Here is a 20393-nt window from a genome sequence, read left to right as displayed (position 1 = left end):
CTTCCGGTGACGGGATGGCTGACGGGGCCGGAGTCGGCCGCACGCTGAAGCGCCAGAGCGCTTGCATAATTGACCAATAGGTGGTATCGTTGAGCTCGAAATCTGTGTGGAATGATCAATTGATGCGGACGTAGGTTAACGCCACTCCGCGGATCTGTCAATTTTTTGGCGACCCCTCGGACTCCGGGACACCGCCACCCCCCGCGGGCACTACTCGGCAGATGGCTCGTCGAGCGCCTGCTCGGACCAGATCACCTTGCCGCGGTCGGTGTAGCGGGTGCCCCAGCGCTCGGCGAACTGGGCGACGAGGAACAGGCCCCGCCCGCCCTCGTCGGTTGTCGCGGCGTAGCGCAGATGCGGCGAGGTGCTGCTGCAGTCCGACACCTCACAGATCAGGGCCCGGTCGTAGAGGAGCCGCACGGTGATCGGTTCGGAGCCGTAGCGGATGGCGTTGGTGACCAGCTCGCTCAGGATCAGCTCGGTGACGAACCCCTCCTCGTCGAGCCCCTGGTCGGCGAGCCACCTGGTGGCCTCCTTCCGGACGCCCGAGACGGCCGAGGCGTCGGGGGCCACCTCCCACTGAACGCGTCTTGCCGGGTCCAGGGTCCGGGTACGGGCCACCAGCAGGGCGACATCATCGCCCGGCCGGGTGGGCAGCATGGTTTCCAGCACGTCGTCGCAGGTTTCCTCGGGGGTCCGGTCGCGGTCGGCCAGAGCCTGGCGCAGCTGCTCCAGGCCCTCGTCGAAGTCCCGGTCGCGCCGCTCGACCAGACCGTCCGTGTACATGACCAGACGGCTCCCCTCGGGCACCTCCAGCTCGATCGCCTCGAAGGGCATGCCGCCGATGCCGAGCGGCAGCCCGGGCGGGACCTCGGGGAACTCGACCGTGCCGTCGGGCAGCACGAGGGCGGGCCCGGGGTGGCCGGCCCGGGCCACCGAGCAGCGCCCGGTGACCGCGTCGTAGATCGCGTACAGACAGGTGGCACCGGTGATCGGGACGCCGCCGGCCGCCTGCTCGTCCTGGTCCATCCGGACGACGAGTTCGTCGAGGTGGCCCAGGAGCTCGTCGGGCGGCAGGTCCAGCGTGGAGAAGTTGTGCACTGTGGTGCGCAGCCGGCCCATGGTGGCCGCGGCGTGCAGACCGTGACCCACCACATCGCCGACGACCAGGGCGACCCGTGCGCCGGACAGCGGAATCACGTCGAACCAGTCCCCGCCCACCCCGGCCTGCGCCGGCAGATAGCGGAAGGCGACGTCCAGGGCGTTCTGCTCGGGAACCCCGCGCGGGAGCAGGCTGCGCTGCAGCGTCACCGCCATCTCGTGCTCGCGGGTGTAGCGCCGGGCGTTGTCCACGCTCACGGCCGCCCGGGCCACCAGCTCTTCCGCGAAGGACAGGTCCTCGGCGGTGAAGGCCTCCTCGTTCTCCGCGCGCCAGAAGTTGGCCATGCCGAGGATGACACCGCGCGCGTGCAGGGGCACGGAGAGCAGCGAGTGGAATCCGTACTCCAGGATTCGCGCCGACTGCTCGGGGTCGGCCCGCTGCCACTCCTCGGCCGCGGTCAGGTCCGGCACCATCCACGTGTGACCGCTGGTGCTGCCGATGACTTCGGGGAGGGTGGGAACGAAGCCGATGACACGTCCGAGCGGGTAGAGGGGCTGGTCGCGGCCGGTGCCGCTGATGGCGGTGCGCCGTACGTTGATCACGTCGCCGGAGGGGGGCTCCGGCTCCTCCCCGCGCAGGACCGCGTCGGCGAGGTCGACCGTGGCGCAGTCGGCGAACCCGGGAGCGGCGACCTCGGCGAGCTCCCGGGCGGTCGTGGTGACGTCCAGAGTGGTACCGATCCGGGCGCCCGCGCGGTAGAGGAGCATCAGGCGCTCACGTACGGTCTCCGCCCGGCCGGTGACGGCCTGGAGTTCGGTGGTGTCCCGCAGGGTCGCCACGACGCCGGGCGGTCCGCCGCGCTCCCCCGTGGGGCGGAGGTTGACGGCCAGCAGCCGGTTGCCGGCAGGCCGCACCTCGTCCGTGGCCACCTTGCCGGAGGCCAGCAGCTCCGCCGTACGCGGTTCCAGCCCCAGGTCCGCCACCACTCGCCCTTCGGCGTCGGCGGGCAGTCCGAGGAGCCTTCTGGCCTCGTCGTTGGCCAGCAGCAGCCGGTGGTCGGCGCCGATGATGAGGACCCCTTCGCGGACCGCGTGCAGCACCGCGTCGTGATGCTCGTACATCCGGGTCATCTCGGCCGGGCCGAGGCCGCGCGTCTGGCGGCCCAGGCGCCGGCTCACCAGGGCCGCGGCGCCCGTCGTGAGGAACACCGCCGCCACCGCGGCGCCGATCGCGAACGGGATGCTCGGCTGGGCCACTTCGTTGACGGTCTCGACCGTGATGCCCACGGACACCAGTCCGGCGATCGAGCCGTCGGGCCGCGGGACCGGCACCACCGAGACCACGGCCGGGCCGCGGCTCGACGTGAAGGTCCGGGTGAACGTCCCGCCGGCCAGCGCCTCCCGGTAGGGGCCGATGATGTGCTTGCCGATCAGTGAGGGGTCGGGGTGGGTGTAGCGGATTCCGTTGGTCCCGGCGACCACGATGTACTCCACGCGGGTCCGCTGCCGGATCTCCTGCGTGAGCGGCTGCAGTACGGCTGTGGGGTCCTTGCTGTCCAGCGCGGCCACGGTTCCGGGTGCGCGGGCGAAGGACTCCGCCACGCTCAGCGAACGGGCCTCGGCCTCGTGCGTGCTGTCGCGCCTGCCCTGGAGCACCAGGGCGAGGACCGCGGCCGCCACGAGCAGCACGACGATCCCCAGCGTCATGAAGAAGACCTGCCCGGCCACGGTGCGGGCGCTGAAGAGGGAGCGCAGTCTCCCGACGGGTGGGGGCCGCCTCACGCCGGGTCCGGAGGGCGCATGCTCGCCACCGCCCGGGCGTCCGTCATCGTGCCGATGCGGCCACCGGCCGGGGCCTCGAAACCATGCCCGGAACCGACCTCTACCACCCACGTATTCAGGTTTAACACGAATTGCCCGGGCCGGAATGCCGAGCGGGGCCTGCGGTGTGGGACCGTGCCGGGCAGCCGGGATCCGGTGAAGGCGTTCCGATCGGGTGATGCGGGCGCCGCCGGTGCGCGCCCGTCCGCCGGTGCCGCCGGTCGCCGCGCATGATCCGGAAATGGTGCCTGGAATCCTGACCAAGGCGGTCGAGCTGCTGCTCGGCCGGGAAGGCCGTTCGCTCCACCTCAGGGCGGTGGGCTGGGCGACGGTGATCCTCGCTCTGACGGTGCTCGTCGGCTCCTGGGCGGTGCTCATGGCCGAGCAGCATGCCGGGCACGCCACCATCACCACATATCCCAGGGCGCTGTGGTGGTCGGCGGAGACCGCGACAACCGTCGGGTACGGCGACTTCTACCCGCTGACCCTGTGGGGCCGGGTCGTCGCCGTCGTCGTGATGATCGTGGGCATCACCACGTACGGAATGGTCACGGCGGCGCTCGCCACCTGGTTCGTGGGGCGGGAGCAGCGGCGCCGTCACCGGCTCACCGCAACTGCGGAGGAGACCGCGCGCCGTGTCCGGGAGGAGACCGCACAGCTGCACGAGCGCTTCGACCGGATCGAGCGGCTGCTCGCCGACGCGGGGCGCAGACCTCCGCAGTAGCCGAAAGGGCGGTCACGGAACGTGAGCGTCTGCCCGCGGACGTGTGAACGGCCTTCCGCCGGGCATACCACCGGTGACCGAGGAGGTGGTGGCAGTGGGCCGCATCAGGGTTGTCCGGCGTCCCCAACTTCCGTCACGGCCGCCGCCGCTCGATCTGCGCACTCCGTCCGGGCGTCCGCTGCCGTACTGACTCCGGCACTGCTCCTCACCGGCCCTCGGGGCCGCCGCACGGAACGCACCTGAAGCCCACACACCTCGCACTCCTGATCGCCCTCCCGCGGAGCGGCCCGACCCGGCAGGATGTCGGTGTACAGGGCCGCCTCTTCCGGGCGGCTCCGGCCGTCCCAGGAAAGGGTTCCCGATGCGGGAAGCGCACGCAGACCAGTCCCCGCCGGACAAGGAGTCCGCTCCCGGCCCGTCCGAGGAAGCCCAGGTCATCGTGGTGGGTGCGGGGCCGGCCGGCTCGTCCGCCGCCTTCCATCTCGCCGGAGCGGGCGTGGACGTGCTGCTTCTCGAGAAGTCCGACTTCCCCCGGGAGAAGGTCTGCGGGGACGGGCTCACACCACGCGCGGTCCATCAGCTGATCCGGATGGGCGTCGACATCAAGGCGCCGGGCTGGACGCGGTCACGCGGGATGCGCTGGATCACCGGGGACAGGCAGGTGCAGATCGACTGGCCCTCGCTGGGCGGCTACCCGGACTTCGGTCTCACCCGCAGCAGGCACGACTTCGACGACATCCTGGCCCGCCATGCCGTTGCCGCGGGGGCCCGGCTGCGCACCGGTGTGAAGGTGACGGAGCCGGTGACCGACCGGGCCGGACGCATCATCGGTGTCACGGCGGTGTCGGGGGCGGGCGAACCGGTGGTGCACCGGGCGCCGGTCGTCATCGCCGCCGACGGCGCCTCGGCCCGGCTCGCCCTCGCGATGGGACTGCAGCGGGACACCAAACGCCAGATCGCCACGGCGGCCCGCCGCTACTACCGCAGCCCCGAGCGCTCCCGGGAGGAGTTCCTGGAGCTCTGGGCCGACCTCCGTTTCCCCCGGAGCGACCGCTATCTGCCGGGATACGGCTGGATCTTCCCGATGGGTGACGGCCGCGTCAACGTGGGACTGGGCGCGATCCCGCACCGCCGCCACGGCAAGCCCGACCTGCGGGCCACCCTCGATCAGTGGCTGGCCCGTACCCCGCCCGAGTGGGGGCTCCGCGAGGAGAACGCCGAGGGTCCGGTGCGCAGTGCCGCGCTGCCGCTGGGCCTCAACCGCCACCCGCTGTACGCCCGGGGCCTCCTGCTGGTCGGCGACTCCGGGGGCATGGTCAGCCCGTGGAACGGTGAGGGCATCGGGCAGGCTCTGGAGGCAGGGGAGGTCGCGGCCGAGAGCGCGGCGCTTGCGCTGGCCATGCCGCCTGGCCCGCGGCGGGAGCGGGCGCTCCATCACTATCCGGTCGAGATGAACCGCCGCTGGGGGCGCTACTACCGGCTCGGCAACACGGCCGCCGATCTCGTGTTCAGCCGGTCGGGGTTCCAGCCCGTCCTCAACCGGTACGTGATGGGCTCACCGTTTCTGCTGAACACGCTGGCCCGGCTGCTCAGCAATCTGACGGACAATCCTTCGCGCGATGTGATCGACCATGTCCTCAACACCGCGGTGCGACTGGTTCCCGCCCCGAACGCGCGCCGGCGCTGACCTGACCGGACGCCACGCCGGGGCGAATCCGGACAGTCAGCCGTCGCAGGAATCCGCCCCCGGAACCCCGAGCAGTTGCCGACCCCAGGTCATCTCGGCCTCGCTGAGCGGCACTTCAGGGCAGAGCCGCTCGGGGTGGCCCGGGCACGGCCCGGCGGCGGGCACGTCGTCCGGCTCGGCTGTCGGCGGGATGTAGACCCAGATCTGACCGAAGGAGACCAGTGCGTACGCGGCGGATCGCAGACGGCGGGCAAGGAGGATGCGCATGAACTCAGCCTGCCCACCTTCGCCGACGCCGCACCAAAGCCGGTGGGCGCAGCCGATTTCGGTCAATCGGCATACGCACGCAGTTTGCCCGATGTGCGGACAGGCAGCGGACCGAGAGCGACTGGAGCCGGAACACGAAAGCATGTTCCCCTACCGCATGAGGTACAGATGCGCTACGAACTGCTCGGTCCGCTCCGGGCTCCCACGGCGGACACACCCACTCCCTGAGCGCTCCCAAGATGGAGATGACCCTGGCCGCGCTGCTCGTCGGCGCCGGCCGCGTCACCACGAAGGAACAGATCATCGAAGAGCTACGGGGGTCGGGGCCGCCCCGGCGCGCGTCGGCCGCCGTCCACGTCTGCCTTTCGCAGCTGCGCAAGTTCCTCACCACCTCCGGGGACGGACAGGGCCCTCGTCCGCGGCCCCTATCTGGACGGCACTCCCGAAGGACCGGTGCTGACCCGCTTCGCGACCTGGTGCCCGGGGCCGGGGGCCAGGGCCGGGGGCCAGGGCCGGGGGCCAGGGCCGGGCAGTCGGGGTGCCTCAGCCCGCGAGGGCCATCAGCCGTACCAGCGCTGCGCGGGACCCGCTCGGCAACGAACTCCTGCTGGAGTACGACGTGTCGGGCCGGCTCGTGCGCAGCCGCGGCCCCGGCCGGGACGTGGACACCCCGTCCACGGCGGGCTGGCCGAACTCGTCGACGGCAACGGCACGGTGAGCGCACGGCCGAGGCGGAGCACCCGGCCGGTGACCATGTGATCGTGGTCGCGCGGGTGCACCGGCTCGACGCGGTGGCGGACGGTGACCCGCTGCTGTTCTTCCGCAGTGCGTACGGGCGCCTCAGCCGCTGACGGACTCAGGGCTTCGCCGCGCCGCCCTTCTCAGGGGCGGTGCCGGACGGGTCAGTGCCGAAGGCGCGCAGGAAGGTGTCGACGCCCGCGGCCACGACCTTCCCGACCTCCGTCGGATCAAGGGGGCGGGTGCCCAGGGCGCTCATCCCGGGCAGTTCCTCGTAGACCAGCGCGATGAACTGGTTGGCCGCGCGGACCGGGTCCTCGACCCGCAGGTGCCCGGAGTTCGCGAGCCGGGCGAGCCGGCCCGCGAGTGCCTCGGTGAACTGGTTGGGCCCGCTGGCCCGCACCGCGTCGAAGAGGTCGGGGAAGCGCACGGCCTCCGCGTGCAGCAGCCGGCGCACCGACTCGGACTGCTCGTCGCAGTAGCAGTCGACGAGCTTCTGCGCGACGTCCTCCAGGCCCGGCCGCAGATCGTCCGGGTCGGTCGGGAAGGCCGTGAGGACGTCGAGGGTCTTGGCGTTCGACCGGGCCGCGGTCTCCGTCATCACATGCCGGAAGAGGTTCTCCTTCGAGCCCAGGTGGTTGTAGATCGTCGGCTTGGACACCCCGGCCTCGGCGGCGATCACGTCCAGGCTCGCCTGCGCGTACCCGACCTGCGCGAAGACCCGGAGGGCTGCCTCCACGATCGCGCGCCGCTTGTCCAGCCGCCCTCGGCCCCCCGCGCCTGGGGCCGTCTGTTCCTTCTCGCCGACACTCATGAGCCCATGCTACCGTGCCAGCCACAGAATTTAACTACCCAGTAAATTTACCTGGGTGGAGTGGTTAAAAGGAGTTGCCGTGTCTGAAACAAAGGCGGCGGGGAGCGGGCCTGCCCGGCTCGATGCCGCTCTGCTCACGCTCGTCGGCGTCATGGTGCTCGGCGGGATGATGTCCTACCTGGACGCGACGATCGTCAACGTCGGAATCAGCACGCTGGGCGGCGAGTTCCACGCGCCGCTGGCCACCATCGAATGGGTCACCACCGGCTATCTGCTCGCGGTCGCCCTCGCGATCCCGCTGGCCGGCTGGGCCGTCGTCCGCTTCGGCGCCAAGCGCATGTGGCTGCTCGGGCTCACGGTCTTCCTGATCGGGTCGACGCTCTGCGCCTTCGCCTGGAACTCGGAGAGTCTGATCGCCTTCCGCGTCGTGCAGGGCCTCGGCGGCGGCATGGTCGATCCGATCATGATGACGGTCGTCGCGGGGGCCGCGGGACCCGCCAGGATCGGCCGGGTCATGGGGCTCGTCTCCGTGCCCATCACGCTCGGACCGGTGGTCGGCCCCATCGTCGGCGGGCTGCTGCTGGACAACTTCTCCTGGCAGTGGATGTTCCTGGTCAACATCCCCTTCGCGCTCGCCGCGATCGTGCTGGCAGCCCGGGTGCTGCCGGCGGACCCGCCGCCGAGCGGCGCCCCCGTCCCGCTCGACGCACTGGGCGTCGCCCTGCTCTCCCCCGGCTTCGCCGCGATCGTCTTCGCCCTGTCGCAGGCCGGCGGCCACGGATTCGGCAGCCCCGAGGTCATCATCGGGCTGGCCGTGGGAATCGTCCTCTTCGCCGGGTACGCCGTGCACGCCCTGCGCACCACCGGTACGCCCCTGCTCAATCTGCGGCTCTTCGCGAGCAAGGGATTCAGCGCGAGCGTGACCACCATGTTCCTGCTCGGCGGCGGTCTGTTCTCGCTGCTCTTCCTGCTGCCCCTGTACTACCAGCAGGTCCACGGCCACAGCGTGCTCGAATCCGGTCTGCTGCTCGCCCCGCTCGGCCTCGGCACCCTGATCGGCATGCCGGTGGCGGGCAACCTCGCGGACAGGATCGGCGCCCGGCGGCTGGTACCCTCCGGCGCCCTGCTCATCGGGGCCGGCGCCCTGGTCTTCACCGGATCCGACGCCGGCACCTCGCAGATCGCGCTGACCGCGGCTCAGCTCGCGGCCGGCTTCGGCATGGGCCTGGTCGGCGCGCCCACGATGGGCTCGGTCTACAAGACGGTGCCCGGCGACGCGGTCGCCGGCGCCACCGGTGCCGTCTTCATCCTCAACCAGATCGGGGCCTCGCTCGGCATCGCGGTCGTCGCACTGATCCTCCAGGGCGGCGGCTCCCGCACGACGCCCACCGCCGACACGTTCACAGACGCCTTCTGGTGGCCGGTCGCGGCGGCCGTCGTCGTCTTCGTCGCGGGCCTGCTGCTGCCGGGAAAGCCCCGGCCGGAGCCCGCGGCCGACGCCGAACCGGCGGCCGACACGGAGCCGGTCTCCGACCACGCCTGACCGACCACCCCGTACGGGGCACGCGCCGGGCCTCGCCACGTCCACGTGCCCGCCAGCCACGCGTCGCGGACCCCCGTCCGGCGACGCGCCCCTTCCGGAGGACTCCGATGAGCCGACCGCCCGCCATTCCCCTGTCCGTCCTCGATGTGGTGCCCGTCTTCGAGGGCGGCTCCGCCACCCAGGCGCTGCGCGACACCGTGGCCCTGGCCCCGCGCATCGAGGAACTCGGCTATCTGCGCTACTGGGTGGCCGAGCACCACAGCACCCCGAGCCTCGCCACCTCCGCGCCCGGCATCCTCGTCGGCCGCATCGCGGCGGCCACCACGACCCTGCGGGTCGGCTCGGGCGGGGTGCTGCTGCCCAACCACGCCCCGCTGGTGGTCGCCGAGCAGTTCGGCACGCTCGAAGCGCTCCACCCCGGCCGTATCGACCTGGGTCTCGGCCGCGCCCCCGGAACCGACCCGCACACCGCTCACGCGCTGCGCCGCTCGCCCGAACGGGGTGCGGACGAGTTCCCGCAGCAGATCGAGGAGTTGAGCGGCTACTTCGCGCCGGGCGACCCCGGCTCCCCGATCACGGCCGTGCCGGCGGCGGACGGCCGGCCCGACCTGTGGCTGCTCGGGTCCAGCCCGGCCAGTGCGGAGCTGGCCGCTTCGCAGGGGCTGCCGTACGCCTTCGCCCATCAGATCAATCCGCATGCGACGCCGTACGCCCTCGACATCTACCGCGAGACCTTCCGGCCCTCGCCCCAGCTGGACCGGCCGCGCACCCTGGTCGCCGCGCTGACCACCGTCGCCGAGACCGACCGGGCCGCCCGTGCGGTGGCCGCGCCGTATCTGCTCGGCAAGACAAGGATGCGGACGGTGCGGCGGTTCGACGCGTTCCCGTCGGCGCGGACGGCGGCCGGCTACGCGTACGCCGAGCCCGAAGTGCAGTTCCTGGACGAACTGGCGGAGCGCCAGCTGATCGGCAGCCCCGCGACCGTCCACGACAAGCTGACCGATCTGGTGGCACGCACCGGTGCCGACGAGCTGATGGCGCTCACCGTCGTGCCGGACCAGGAGGAACGGCTGCGCTCCTTCGAACTGCTGGCACAGGCGGCGCAGGGGGTGCGTCCCGGATCCGCTGAGGGCGTTTCAGCGCGGCTGTAGTACCACTCGCGACAGTTCGTCAACCTCTCACTCCCCTTTCCGTGTCCCGGAGTCCGTATGCACCCGCGCCGTACACCCCGCGGAGCCGCTCTGCTGTCCGTCCTGCTGCTCGCCACCGCCGGCGCGTGCAGTTCGGGCGGTGACGCCGCCCCCGCCGCCAACGCGAAACCGCGCACCGGCGGCAGCCTCACCTACGCGTCCCAGCAGGAGCCGGACTGCTGGGACCCGCACATCAGCGCGCAGGACGTGGCCGCTTTCGTCCAGCGTCCGGTCTTCGACCCGCGCTCGTCTACCAGACCCCGGGCGGTGAGCTGGAGCACTGGCTGGCGAAGTCGTGGAAGACCTCGGACGGGGGCAGGACGTACACCTTCGCCGTGCGCGACGACGTGTCGCACCGGTGCCTGCCGCCACCGTCGCGCGCACTGTTCTGGAGGCCGGGGAATGACCGAGACCACCACCGCGGCACCGACGAACGCCGGGGAACTGACCGCCTGTCCGCAGGCGCGGGGCTGCCCGTTCCAGCCGCCCGCCGGTTACCAGGCGTACCGCGAGCCGGGGCCGGTGTCGCTCGTCGGGCTGGTACCGGACTTCGCCCCTGCCCGTGCCGTCCGTCGTCATCTGCGAGCTGCTCGGTGCCCCGTACTCCGACCACGGCTTCTTCGAGCAGCAGTCCCGGCGCATGGTCACCGGGACGACGAGCTCTGGCGCCTGCCCGTCACATGGTGATCAGAAGGGAACCGGAAACGATGCACATCACGGCCGGTACACAGCGTTGTCCGGGCGCGGGACAGTGCGTCCTGTCCGCCCCCGACCGCTTCGACCAGTCGGAGGAGGGGACGGTCCTCCTCCTGGACGGGCGGGTGGACGGCGAGGCGGAGGAGGCGAGACTGCGCGGGACCGTGGCCCTCTGTCCCTCGCAGGCCATCGCGCTGGAGGTCTGAGCATGCCGGTGACAGGAAGTCTGGCGGACGCGGCCGCGGACCACCGGGCGGGTCCGCAGCCGCTGCGTGAACTGCCGCCGGTGCCGGGGGTCGAGGTCGAGGAGCGGTGGGTGCCGGGGGCTCCCGGCTCCCCGGAGGTGCGGATCCGGGTGTACCGCCCGGGCGGGGCCGCCGCGGCGCTGCCCGCGGTGATCTGGATCCACGGCGGGGGCTTCGTCCTCGGCAATGTGGACAGCGTCCACCACTCCGCGGCCCAGGCGGCATCGTTCGCCTCGGCGGTGGTGGTCGCGGTCGCCTACCGGCTGGCACCCGAGGACCCGTTCCCGGCAGGGCTCGACGACTGCTGGGCGGCGCTGGAGTGGACCGCAGGACATGCGAAGGAGATCGGTGCCGATCCCGCGCGGCTCGCGGTGGCCGGGGCCAGTTCGGGCGGCTGTCTGGCAGCGGGCCTCACGCTGCTCGCCCGTGACCGGGGCGGGCCGGCCCTGTGTTTCCAGCACCTCAGCACACCGGTGCTCGACGACCGGCTGGAGACGGGCTCGATGACCGCGTTCCTGGACACCCCCATCTGGAACCGCCGGCTCGCGCAGGAGAGCTGGCAGCTCTATCTGGGCGCCGGCACGGGCGCGGCGCAGGCGCACGCCGCCCCGGCACGCACCGAGGATCTCGGGGGGCTGCCTCCGGCCTACATCTCCACCGCGGGGCTCGATCCGCTGCGGGACGAGGGGCTGCTCTACGGATTGCGGCTTTCGCAGGCGGGGGTGCCCGTGGAACTCCACAACTTCCCCGGCGCGTACCACGCGTTCGGCGGTTCGGCGGGCGCGCCGGACCCCGATGAGCAGCAACGCATCGCCGTGGAGCACCTCACGGCGCTGCGGCGAGGGCTGCACGCGGTGGGCACGAACGGTGCACCCGGCCGGGAGGGTGCGGGGATCGGTTCGGTCCAGGGCGTGTTCTGAAAGCAGCGCCGTCCGCCCGGAGGGCGGGCAGGACTTCCAAAACAGGCACTGGGGCCTTTCGTCGGGATCAGACCGGATCCGGACGAAGATCCCCAGTGCCTGTCCGGCCCGATCCGCCGGACAGGCACTCGCTCGATTCAGAACGCGCAAAGGCCGCCGTTGGCGCGGCTGGGGAGTGTGGTTCTCGCCGGGTCGTTTCCCGACGAGGGAGTACGTCACAGGTCATATAGCGCCCACGGGGGGAGCCCGCTCTCAAGGATTCCGCCCCTCCGCGTCGCCCCACCGGGCGGCGAGCAGCAGGGCGATGTCGTCGGGACGGTCTGCGGCCTGTCTGGCCCGCCCGATCACGTGGTCCGCCGTGTCGGACAGCGGGGAGGGGCCGAAATCGGCGATGGTACTGCGCAGCCGCTCGATGCCCACGTCGATGTCGGTGCCCGACTGCTCGACCATGCCGTCGGTGTACAGGGCGAGCATCTCGCCCGGGGCCAGGTGCAGTTCGGTCACGGGGTAGCTCGCTTCGGCGTCGACACCGAGCACGATTCCGCCCGGCAGGTCCATGACCTCGGCCGTGCCGTCCGCGCGGCGCAGCACGGGCTGAGTGTGTCCGGCCCGCACGGCGTGGGTGACGCCGGTGGCCGGGTCCATGACGATGTAGCAGCAGCTGGCGAACTGGCCGGGGTCCAGATCGATGAGGAGCCGGTTGGTGCCGCTCATCACCTCCTGGGGGTCGTGCCCGCTGAGCGCGAAGGCCCGTACGGCGCTGCGCAGTTGGCCCATGGTCGCGGCGGCTGCGACTCCGTGTCCCTGGACGTCCCCGATGACCAGGGACAGCCTCCGGCCGGTCTCGATGACGTCGTACCAGTCGCCGCCGACGTCCATGCCCTGGGTGCCCGCGAGGTACCGGCCCGCCGTGTCGACGCGGTCGACGACCGGCAGCCGGTGCGGCAGCAGGACATCCTGCAGTCCGCGGGCGAGGGCTGCCTCGGCGTCGTACCGCTGGGCCCGTTGCAGCGCCTGGGCGATGAGGCCGGCCAGCGCGGTGAGGACCGTGCGCTCCTCGGGGCTGAAGCCGCGTGGCTGGTCGAAGCCGAGGATGCACGAGCCGACGTGCCGGCCGGACGCGATCAGCGGCAGGAAGGCACGGGCGCCGACTTCGGCGTCCATCGGGATGCCGGGGTAGGCGGCGCTCAGGTGCTGCATGGACTCGAAGAAGATGGGGCGGCCGGTGGTGAGCGTCTCCACACCGGGGATGCGGGCGTCCAGGCCGACGCCGTCGAATCCGTCCAGGAAGCCCTGGGGGAAGCCGGTCTCCCACTCCAGGTAGAGGCGCCCCTCCCTGAGCAGGTAGATCGCGAGCTGTCTGCCGCCGAAGGCGGGCAGCAGTTCCTCGGTGACGACGGCGGACACCTGCCGGGCGGTGACGGCCTCGGTCAGGGCGATGGCCAGCGCGACCGGCCGGTAGAGCGCGGAGGAGCGGTCCGCCGGGGATCCGAGCCCGAGACCCGGCGAGGCCACGGACCCCGGTGTGTAGGACGGCTCCTCGGTGGGGGTGAGGACGGCCGTCAGCCCTTCATGGCCGGGGTACAGGGAGATCGCGAGCCAGGGGGGAGGGTCGCGCCGGGCGAGGAAGTGGACCGGGTCATCGGAGATCATCGCGGCCCGGTAGTGGTCCTCGTACGCCGGGTTCGCGAACCACGGCAGAACCTCCCAGAGCACCCGTCCGACCAGCTCGGACCTGGCGTGGCCGAGGATCTGCTCGGCCAGGTGGTTGAGGTAGGTGATGCGGCCGAAGCGGTCCAGCGAGAAGATCCCCCGCGGCAGCCGGTCGGCTGCCTCCGGGACGACCGGGCCGATACCGAGGTCGACCAGGAAGCCGCTCAGGTGGCTCGCCTCTCCCGGCCCGGTGCCGCCCTCCCGGCGCCCCGAGACCTCCAGCAGGTGCGAGCGGCCGTCGGGGCCGCGCAGCCGCATCCTGCGGACGACGGGGCCGCCGGATCCGGCGGCCTGGCGGGCCAGGGCCCACAGCCCGTACACGTCCTCCGGCGCCAGCCGGGCGGCCAGCGCGTCGATCGTGCCGGGGAAGTCGTCGGGCGCGGAGCCGAGGATCGCGCAGAGTTCGGCGTCCGCTCCGACGGCGCCACTGGCCAGGTCCCAGTCGAAGCGGCCGATCCGCACGGGGGGCGAGCTGCCTGCGGGCAGCTGCACGGGGAGCGGCTCCTCGTCCCACCGCGGTCGGCTGCTCGTGGTCTCCAGCTCCGTCAGTGCGGTGCCGAGCCGTTCGGCGACGCCCCGCAGTCTGCGCCGTTCGGGGGTACCCACCGGCTTTCCGGGGGTCGCGGGGCGCAGCACGGTCAGCACCCCGACCGGTTCGCCACCGCTGCGGACCGGCACGTAGAGGGAGCCGAAGGGGAACGGCAGGCCCGCCATCAGCTGCGGATAGCGGCGCATCGCCTCCTCGGCGTCGGCCAGGTGCACGGCCTGGCCGGTGCGGAAGGCCTCGGCGACCGGGAACGGGCGGTTCACATGCATGCGCCACCAGGGACGGAAGAGCGGTCCGGGCAGCCCCGCCAGCACCGCGAGCCGCAGCAGGCCCGGGGTTCGGGAGCGCAGATAGACGCCGCCGGCCTGTCCGCCGGCGGCCTCGACCCCGGTCACGACGGCCTGCGCGAGCACCAGCGACAGTTCGTCCGGTGCCCGGCCGTCCCCCCGGTCTCCGGGCACACTTCGATCCTCCCTGAGCGGGGTATCCCGGGCGGCGCCGTACCAGGTCACACACCAAGCATGCCCCCGGGCCGACGCGCCCCGCACGCCAGAGCACGGAACCTTATGACCGAAATGCACCCTTCGCCCTCGTATGCAACTCTGAAGGCGGCCCGTCGTCCGACATCCGGAGGCACGATCATGGGCAAGAAGCAGAGCCGACAGAACCGTGGCGCCCGCACCGGCGGCCATGAGCAGTCCGCGACCACGGAGACCAAGGGGCAGACGAGCACCGCACCCACACCCGAAGGGGTGAAGGCCATCGCGGAGCCGGCGGTCTCGCACAAGCGCGAGCGGAAGTTCGGCCACAACTGACGTCCGCCCCACCGCCACACCCGAACGGAGCGGCAGCCGCCATCGCGATGGCGGCTGCCGCTCCGTTCACGGTCGCACGAGGGCGTTCGGACCCTTCAGCGCCTGTCGGTGGGCGGGTTGTCGCCGCCGAACTGGTCATTGAGCTTCTTCTGGGCGGAGTCGACCTGACCGCTGTACTTGTTGTGCGTCTTCTTGTCGATGAAGTCGCCACCCTTCTCGACTCCCTGGCGGGCCTGGTCGGGGTGCCCCTTGATCAGGTCCTTGATCTTGTCGAGCATGCTCATGACTGTCCTCCTCATGGAACGCTGACATTCCCAGCATCCATGCGATGCCCCGGTGCCGCACCCCGGGGCGGAGGGGAGCGTGCGAGACGGCGGACGTCCGGCGCCCAGGGAAATTACCCACAGGTATGTAGTGACTTCTTGCGCGGGCGCCAGTAGAACTCGTTCCCATTCAAGCGAAAGTGAGGAACATCACATGACCCACTCAAGCTTACCCCACAAGAGATCCGGCAGCGTCTCACGCCGCGGATTCATCGCGAGAACAGGTTTCATTCTTGGGGCTGCGGCCCTCTCCGGCCACGCCACCGCCGCCCAGGCGGCGAGCCGCGCCACAGCCACGGCGATCGGCAACGGCGAGCACGTCCCGGTCCTGGTGATCGGCACCGGGTACGGCGGTTCCGTGGCCGCCCTGCGGCTCGCCCGTGCGGGCGTCCACGTGCACATGGTCGAGATGGGGATGTCCTGGGACACCCCCGGGTCGGACGGCAAGATCTTCGCCAACACGACCAACCCCGACGGCCGCTCGTACTGGCTGCGCACCAAGACCAAGCAGCCCCTCAGCAACTTCCTCGGCTTCCCCATCGACCGGTCGATCCCCCGCTACACCGGAATCCTGGACGCCGAGGACTTCAGCGGCATCACCGTCTACCAGGGGCGCGGCGTCGGGGGCGGATCGCTGGTCAACGGCGGTATGGCGGTCACGCCCAAGCGGGAGAACTTCGGCGCCGTCCTCCCCACGGTCAACGCCGACGAGATGTACTCCACCTACTACCCGCGCGCCAACGCGGGCCTCGGCGTCGGCACCGTCGACCCGGCCTGGTTCGACAGCGTCGACTGCTACCAGTACGCCCGGGTGGGCCGTAAGCAGGCCCAGCGCTCCGGCTTCCCGTTCGTCTTCGTGCCCGACGTGTACGACTGGGACTACATGGAGCAGGAGGCGGCCGGCACCGTCCCCGAGTCGGCGCTGGCCGGCGAGATCCTCTACGGCAACAACTACGGCAAGAAGTCGCTGCAGAAGACCTACCTCGCCCAGGTCGTGGCGACCGGCAACGTCACCATCTCGCCTCTGCACAAGGTGACGTCGGTCGCGCCGGCGTCGGCCGGGGGCTACACGGTCGTGATCGACCAGCTCCGCACCGACGGGAGCACCGAGGCCACCAAGACCGTGACCGCCGACAAGGTGTTCTTCGCGGCCGGCAGCGTGGGCACGAGCAAACTGCTGACCGAGCTCAAGGCCACTGGCAAGCTGCCCGCCCTCAACAACGAGATCGGCCAGGGCTGGGGCGACAACGGCAACGTCATGTGCGGGCGCGCCAACCACGTGTGGGATCCCACCGGCGCGGTCCAGTCGAGCATCCCCTGCGGCGGCATCGACAACTGGGCCTCCGGTGGCGCGTTCGCCGAAGTCGCGCCACTGCCGACCGGGATCGAGACGTTCGCCTCGTTCTATCTGTCGATCACGAAGAACCCGAACCGCGCCCGGTTCTCCTGGAACGCCGCGACGGGCAAGGTCGACCTGGACTGGCAGACCGCGTGGAAGCAGCCGTCCATCGACATGGCCAAGACGATCTTCGACAAGATCAACGCGAAGGAGGGGACGATCTACCGCACCGACCTCTTCGGGGTGTACAAGATCTGGGGGGACCACCTCACCTACCACCCCCTCGGCGGTGCGATCCTGGACCGGGCCACCGACAACTACGGCCGCCTGCACGGCTATACGGGGCTGTACGTGATCGACGGCTCGCTGATCCCCGGCAACACCAGCGTCAATCCGTTCGTCACCATCACGGCACTCGCCGAACGGAACATCGAGAAGATCATCGCCACCGATCTGTGACAGCGGCCCGACACGGCCGTCCAGCAGGAGGCGGCGGGAGCGCCTCCTACTGGGTACGCCCCGGGCGCGGGCCGCACCCACGGGCCCGGGGCATCCGGCTCAGTGGCCGGGCAGCACGCACACGGCGTCGAGACCCAGTACGTGGTTGAGCCGGCCGAACGCCAGCCAGGAGCCGATGCTCATGCTCAGCTCGACGATCTCGCGCTGGCTGTAGTGCGCGGTCATCCGGGTCCAGAACTCCTCGTCCAGACCGTGGTGGTCCAGGGCGTACCGCTCCGCGTACTCGGCGGCCAGCCGGGTCCGGTCGTCGAAGGCCTCGGCGGTACGCCACTCGCCCACCGCGTCGGCGAACTCCTCCTCGACCTTGTCGCCGTCCCGTTCGGTGCGCCAGTCGAGGCAGAACAGACACCCGTTGATCTGCGCGATCCGCAGCCGGGCGGCCTCGAACTCACGCAGGCCGAGCGAGGTGTGCTCGTACACGGACAGGGAGAAGTTCGCGGCGGCCATCCCGATGCCGGGGACCATGTCGCCCCACACGTATCCGATCGGTTCCTGGCCCTCGGGTATGTCGATGATCATGGCTGCTTCCTTCCGAGTCTGCCGGCTGCGGGGCGCAGGGGGACGTCGAGTGCGTCGTAGAGTCCGGGCTCCGCCTCCACCAGCCAGTCGATGGCGTTCACCAGCCGGCCGACCGCGGTGGCGTTGCCGCCCGCCGACCGGTTCTCGCCCTCGTCGCCGGCCTCGACCGTGACCTCGATACGCGGACGGCCCTCGATGATCACGCGGTGGGCTCCGGAGCCGTCGGGCGGCGTGGGCCAGTCCGGTGCGCAGGACGGGTGGATACGGGTGATGTGCTCGATGACGATGCGGGGTTCGCCCTCGACGATGCCCTGTACCTCGAAGCGGACCGCGCCCTGGGTTCCCGCCTCGAACTCGCCCATCATGCGGGTGGTCACCGTCGTCTCCAGCGGCCGGCGGGCCATGGTCTCGCGGATGTCGTCGAGCTCCACGCCCAGGGCCCTGGCCATCAGCCGTATCTGTCCGCCCCACACCATGGTCGGTACGGAGGCCGCGAGCATGAGCGGCTCGTACTCCATGGGATGTCCCATGCCGATCAGATGACGGACGGCGTCGGGCTGGTCGTAGGTGGAGTAGTCGAAGATCTCCTGGCAGCGGATCGCGTCGACGGTGCTTCCGAGCCCGCTGATCAGCAGGGGCAGTACGTCGTTGCCCCAGCCGGGGTCGACGCCGGAGACGAACAGCGAGCCGCCGCCGCCGGCGATCGCAGCCAGGACCGGATCGCGCAGCTCCGGCGGGGCACCGCGCTGGTCGTAGAGGGCGTACAGGGCGGGCGTGACGACCACCGCACCCGTCCGGACCGCCCGGACGATGTCGGCCAGCGCCTCGTCGGGGCGGATGTCGCCGGAGGCCGCGTAGACCACCGCGCCGGGAGCGGCGGCCAGCACCGCGTCGATGTCGTCGGTCGCCGCGACGCCCAGATCGCGGCCGGTCCCGGCGAGGTCGCCCGCGTCGCGGCCCACCTTGCCAGGGTCATGGACGAGTACGTGCGCCAGTTTCAGGGCCGGATGGGCCTCGACGGCGCGGATGGCCGCGCGGCCGACATTGCCGGTACCCCAGACCACCGTGGAAATCATGCGGCGGAGGGTAGCGCGCAGGATGAAAGGTTCATAGTGCCATCGCGCACCTGGTTGGGGCGTGCGGCCGGGGCAGGCCCGCAGGCACCGCCCCGGCCACCCGGCAGGCCTTGGGCCGTGTCCGCACGGTCCGGACCGGGCCGGACCGGGCCGGACTGTGCGGACAGGCCGTAGGGACTGACAGCCCTCAGTCGTCGATCGTGGTCCCGAACGCGGCGCCGGCCGCCGGGCCGCCGAGAGACCCGCCGTCGAAGGTCCACCCTCCGCGGATCGTCACACCGGCCGCGTCCGCACGGAACCCCCAGATGACACCGTTGCCCGCGTCCTCACCCGGCGCTGCGGCGAACAGGCCGAGGCGGCCGTTGCGGTCCGGGTCGCTCAGCCGCACCTGGCCGCCCCAGCGGTCGCCCTTCTCCGCGACGCCCAGCACGAACCCCGAGTTCTGGTCCCAGGAGGCCGCGCCTGCCGCGGTGAGCCCGTCGGCCGAGCCGCGCAGCACCCACACGGCGCCGGCGTCCGCGACGTCGTAGATGTCCTCGCCCGGTGCGCCGATCGCCACGTCCGGATACCCGTCGGCGTTGATGTCCGCCACGGAGAGGTCGCTTCCCCAGCCGTCGCCGGCCTCGGCCTTGCCCGGGATACCCGGGGTGTCCTGTGTCCACCACACCGGCGGGGTGCCCGGGCCCTCGGCGCCGACCGGCCCGTCGCCTGCGCTGCCGTAGTACACGCCGACGACTCCACCGGTCATGGTCGCGCCGCCGTCGTCGGGGCTGTTCGGCTCCCCGGTGACGAGGTCGTCGTAGCCGTCGTTGTTGATGTCACCGGACGCCACGGCCGGGCCGCCGCGCAGATCGCCCTCGTAGCGGAGTCCCTGGACGTCCCCGAGGAACAGCGAGGACCAGCCGTGGCCCGGTTCCTCGCCCGTGGTGACTCCGGCGATGACGAGATCGGCCAGGCCGTTGCCGTCGTAGTCGCCGGTGGTCATGGCCCTGGGCGCGAGAGGGCGGCCCGGGGTGCCGGGGGTCAGGCGGTTGCGTGACGCGGGCACCAACTGCGCGGATCTGCCCTGCGGCGCCGCTTCGTACTGGTACAGCGTGAGGTCTGCCCGGTCGGTCACGGCCAGTTGGTCGCCGGGGATGTCGGGGCTGAAGTGGGCCGCCGCGAGCGCACTGGCGAACTTGGCGCCGACGATGAGCTCGTCGGCCTGCAGCCAGGAGCTGTCCGCACCCTGGAGCCCCTTCGGGGATCCCCACAGCACGACGATGCCGCCCGCGTCCGTCACCGGCTCGATGTCCTCGCCCGGCAGGCCGACGATCGCGTCGTCGTAGCCGTCGCCGTCGAGGTCACCGGTGGCCACGGTGCGGCCGAACCCGTCACCGGCCTCGGCGGCGCCGGGCACCCCCGTGGTGTTCTGGCTGAGCACCACGGGGTTGTACGTCCCGATGCCCGTCGCCGCGCCGTACTGCACGGTCACGTACCCCGCGCCCTTCTTGCCGCCGATGGTCCCGCCGGGCGCACCGGTGAGCACGTCCTCGTACCCGTCGCCGTTGAAATCGGTGTTGCGGTCGTTCGCCCGCGTGCCGCCGGGGGTGCCGGCGTAGGCGGCGGGAGCGGCGATGCCGGCCCCTGCCATCAGGAGAAATGCGGCCGCGACTACAGCGGCCGAACGGTTGGTGCGCACGTGCGGCTCCTCGGTTCAAGGATGACCGGGCGAGTGCGGGGGGACGCCGGGAAGGGCCCGTTGCCTTCCTGGCGCCCCGTTTGACCGCCTATGCGGCACAAGGGTTGTACGGCCG

Annotated in this window: 17 protein-coding genes; 9 read left to right on the top strand and 8 right to left on the bottom strand. The window is 71.6% G+C overall.

Annotated features, from left to right (window positions below):
- Window positions 1-210: 210 nt before the first annotated feature.
- A complete protein-coding gene (locus ACFVW8_RS28500) occupies window positions 211-2808 on the bottom strand; it encodes a SpoIIE family protein phosphatase (RefSeq protein ID WP_389694918.1) in 2598 nt (865 codons plus the stop codon).
- Between the two features lie 355 nt (window positions 2809-3163).
- On the opposite strand from ACFVW8_RS28500, the gene ACFVW8_RS28495 reads away from it, so the two are divergent.
- Window positions 3164-3646 carry a potassium channel family protein gene (locus tag ACFVW8_RS28495; RefSeq protein ID WP_389694900.1) on the top strand — a complete coding sequence of 161 codons (483 nt, stop codon included), beginning with the start codon at window positions 3164-3166 and terminating at the stop codon, window positions 3644-3646.
- Between the two features lie 361 nt (window positions 3647-4007).
- Window positions 4008-5333: a geranylgeranyl reductase family protein gene (locus ACFVW8_RS28490; protein WP_389694898.1), complete on the top strand. Its 1326-nt coding sequence runs from the start codon at window positions 4008-4010 to the stop codon at window positions 5331-5333.
- A 36-nt stretch (window positions 5334-5369) separates the two neighbouring features.
- Here ACFVW8_RS28490 and ACFVW8_RS28485 read toward each other — a convergent pair whose 3' ends face one another.
- Window positions 5370-5600: a DUF6059 family protein gene (locus ACFVW8_RS28485; protein WP_389694896.1), complete on the bottom strand. Its 231-nt coding sequence runs from the start codon at window positions 5598-5600 to the stop codon at window positions 5370-5372.
- A gap of 538 nt (window positions 5601-6138) precedes the next feature.
- Between ACFVW8_RS28485 and ACFVW8_RS28480 the strand changes: the two genes are divergently transcribed.
- Window positions 6139-6318: a hypothetical protein gene (locus tag ACFVW8_RS28480; RefSeq protein WP_389694894.1), complete on the top strand. Its 180-nt coding sequence runs from the start codon at window positions 6139-6141 to the stop codon at window positions 6316-6318.
- Window positions 6319-6456: 138 nt separating this feature from the next.
- Here ACFVW8_RS28480 and ACFVW8_RS28475 read toward each other — a convergent pair whose 3' ends face one another.
- On the bottom strand, window positions 6457-7152 hold the full coding sequence (locus ACFVW8_RS28475; RefSeq protein ID WP_389694892.1) for a TetR/AcrR family transcriptional regulator: 696 nt from the start codon (window positions 7150-7152) through the stop codon (window positions 6457-6459).
- Between the two features lie 79 nt (window positions 7153-7231).
- On the opposite strand from ACFVW8_RS28475, the gene ACFVW8_RS28470 reads away from it, so the two are divergent.
- The 4 genes from ACFVW8_RS28470 (at window position 7232) to ACFVW8_RS28455 (ending at window position 11746) form a co-directional block, all read left to right on the top strand.
- Window positions 7232-8695 (top strand): DHA2 family efflux MFS transporter permease subunit, encoded by a 1464-nt coding sequence (locus tag ACFVW8_RS28470; RefSeq protein WP_389694890.1) that lies wholly within the window; start codon window positions 7232-7234, stop codon window positions 8693-8695.
- A 107-nt stretch (window positions 8696-8802) separates the two neighbouring features.
- Window positions 8803-9846 carry an LLM class flavin-dependent oxidoreductase gene (locus ACFVW8_RS28465; RefSeq protein ID WP_389694888.1) on the top strand — a complete coding sequence of 348 codons (1044 nt, stop codon included), beginning with the start codon at window positions 8803-8805 and terminating at the stop codon, window positions 9844-9846.
- Between the two features lie 746 nt (window positions 9847-10592).
- On the top strand, window positions 10593-10787 hold the full coding sequence (locus ACFVW8_RS28460; protein WP_389694886.1) for a ferredoxin: 195 nt from the start codon (window positions 10593-10595) through the stop codon (window positions 10785-10787).
- A 2-nt stretch (window positions 10788-10789) separates the two neighbouring features.
- Window positions 10790-11746, top strand: coding sequence for an alpha/beta hydrolase (locus ACFVW8_RS28455; protein WP_389694884.1), 957 nt, complete (start codon window positions 10790-10792; stop codon window positions 11744-11746).
- Between the two features lie 252 nt (window positions 11747-11998).
- Here ACFVW8_RS28455 and ACFVW8_RS28450 read toward each other — a convergent pair whose 3' ends face one another.
- The gene (locus ACFVW8_RS28450) at window positions 11999-14518 is read right to left on the bottom strand and encodes a SpoIIE family protein phosphatase (protein ID WP_389694882.1); all 2520 of its coding nucleotides are present in this window, start codon (window positions 14516-14518) and stop codon (window positions 11999-12001) included.
- A gap of 129 nt (window positions 14519-14647) precedes the next feature.
- Between ACFVW8_RS28450 and ACFVW8_RS28445 the strand changes: the two genes are divergently transcribed.
- A complete protein-coding gene (locus ACFVW8_RS28445; RefSeq protein ID WP_389694880.1) occupies window positions 14648-14821 on the top strand; it encodes a hypothetical protein in 174 nt (57 codons plus the stop codon).
- A 95-nt stretch (window positions 14822-14916) separates the two neighbouring features.
- Here ACFVW8_RS28445 and ACFVW8_RS28440 read toward each other — a convergent pair whose 3' ends face one another.
- Window positions 14917-15105 carry an antitoxin gene (locus ACFVW8_RS28440; RefSeq protein ID WP_389694878.1) on the bottom strand — a complete coding sequence of 63 codons (189 nt, stop codon included), beginning with the start codon at window positions 15103-15105 and terminating at the stop codon, window positions 14917-14919.
- A gap of 193 nt (window positions 15106-15298) precedes the next feature.
- Here ACFVW8_RS28440 and ACFVW8_RS28435 point away from each other — a divergent pair, with 193 nt between their 5' ends.
- Window positions 15299-16942 carry a GMC oxidoreductase gene (locus ACFVW8_RS28435; protein WP_389694876.1) on the top strand — a complete coding sequence of 548 codons (1644 nt, stop codon included), beginning with the start codon at window positions 15299-15301 and terminating at the stop codon, window positions 16940-16942.
- 99 nt (window positions 16943-17041) lie between these two features.
- On the opposite strand, the gene ACFVW8_RS28430 is transcribed toward ACFVW8_RS28435, so the two are convergent.
- From ACFVW8_RS28430 to ACFVW8_RS28420, 3 genes are all read right to left on the bottom strand, one after another.
- Window positions 17042-17521, bottom strand: a complete 480-nt coding sequence (locus ACFVW8_RS28430; RefSeq protein WP_389694874.1) for a carboxymuconolactone decarboxylase family protein — start codon at window positions 17519-17521, stop codon at window positions 17042-17044.
- Window positions 17518-18597 carry a dihydrodipicolinate reductase gene (locus ACFVW8_RS28425; RefSeq protein ID WP_389694872.1) on the bottom strand — a complete coding sequence of 360 codons (1080 nt, stop codon included), beginning with the start codon at window positions 18595-18597 and terminating at the stop codon, window positions 17518-17520. The genes ACFVW8_RS28430 and ACFVW8_RS28425 overlap by 4 nt, the downstream gene beginning before the upstream one ends.
- A gap of 187 nt (window positions 18598-18784) precedes the next feature.
- On the bottom strand, window positions 18785-20278 hold the full coding sequence (locus ACFVW8_RS28420) for an FG-GAP repeat protein (RefSeq protein ID WP_389694870.1): 1494 nt from the start codon (window positions 20276-20278) through the stop codon (window positions 18785-18787).
- Window positions 20279-20393: the final 115 nt, after the last annotated feature.

This window comes from Streptomyces sp. NPDC058221 (assembly GCF_042882365.1).
Taxonomy (GTDB): Bacteria; Actinomycetota; Actinomycetes; order Streptomycetales; family Streptomycetaceae; genus Streptomyces.
This window is presented reverse-complemented; position numbering and strand designations above follow the sequence as displayed.

Coding starts and splice junctions, on each gene's coding strand:
- ACFVW8_RS28500 (WP_389694918.1), bottom strand. CDS start 2,808: ATGACGCTGGGGATCGTCGTGCTGCTCGTGGCGGCCGCGGTCCTCGCC.
- ACFVW8_RS28495 (WP_389694900.1), top strand. CDS start 3,164: ATGGTGCCTGGAATCCTGACCAAGGCGGTCGAGCTGCTGCTCGGCCGG.
- ACFVW8_RS28490 (WP_389694898.1), top strand. CDS start 4,008: ATGCGGGAAGCGCACGCAGACCAGTCCCCGCCGGACAAGGAGTCCGCT.
- ACFVW8_RS28485 (WP_389694896.1), bottom strand. CDS start 5,600: ATGCGCATCCTCCTTGCCCGCCGTCTGCGATCCGCCGCGTACGCACTG.
- ACFVW8_RS28475 (WP_389694892.1), bottom strand. CDS start 7,152: ATGAGTGTCGGCGAGAAGGAACAGACGGCCCCAGGCGCGGGGGGCCGA.
- ACFVW8_RS28465 (WP_389694888.1), top strand. CDS start 8,803: ATGAGCCGACCGCCCGCCATTCCCCTGTCCGTCCTCGATGTGGTGCCC.
- ACFVW8_RS28460 (WP_389694886.1), top strand. CDS start 10,593: ATGCACATCACGGCCGGTACACAGCGTTGTCCGGGCGCGGGACAGTGC.
- ACFVW8_RS28455 (WP_389694884.1), top strand. CDS start 10,790: ATGCCGGTGACAGGAAGTCTGGCGGACGCGGCCGCGGACCACCGGGCG.
- ACFVW8_RS28445 (WP_389694880.1), top strand. CDS start 14,648: ATGGGCAAGAAGCAGAGCCGACAGAACCGTGGCGCCCGCACCGGCGGC.
- ACFVW8_RS28440 (WP_389694878.1), bottom strand. CDS start 15,105: ATGAGCATGCTCGACAAGATCAAGGACCTGATCAAGGGGCACCCCGAC.
- ACFVW8_RS28435 (WP_389694876.1), top strand. CDS start 15,299: ATGACCCACTCAAGCTTACCCCACAAGAGATCCGGCAGCGTCTCACGC.
- ACFVW8_RS28430 (WP_389694874.1), bottom strand. CDS start 17,521: ATGATCATCGACATACCCGAGGGCCAGGAACCGATCGGATACGTGTGG.
- ACFVW8_RS28425 (WP_389694872.1), bottom strand. CDS start 18,597: ATGATTTCCACGGTGGTCTGGGGTACCGGCAATGTCGGCCGCGCGGCC.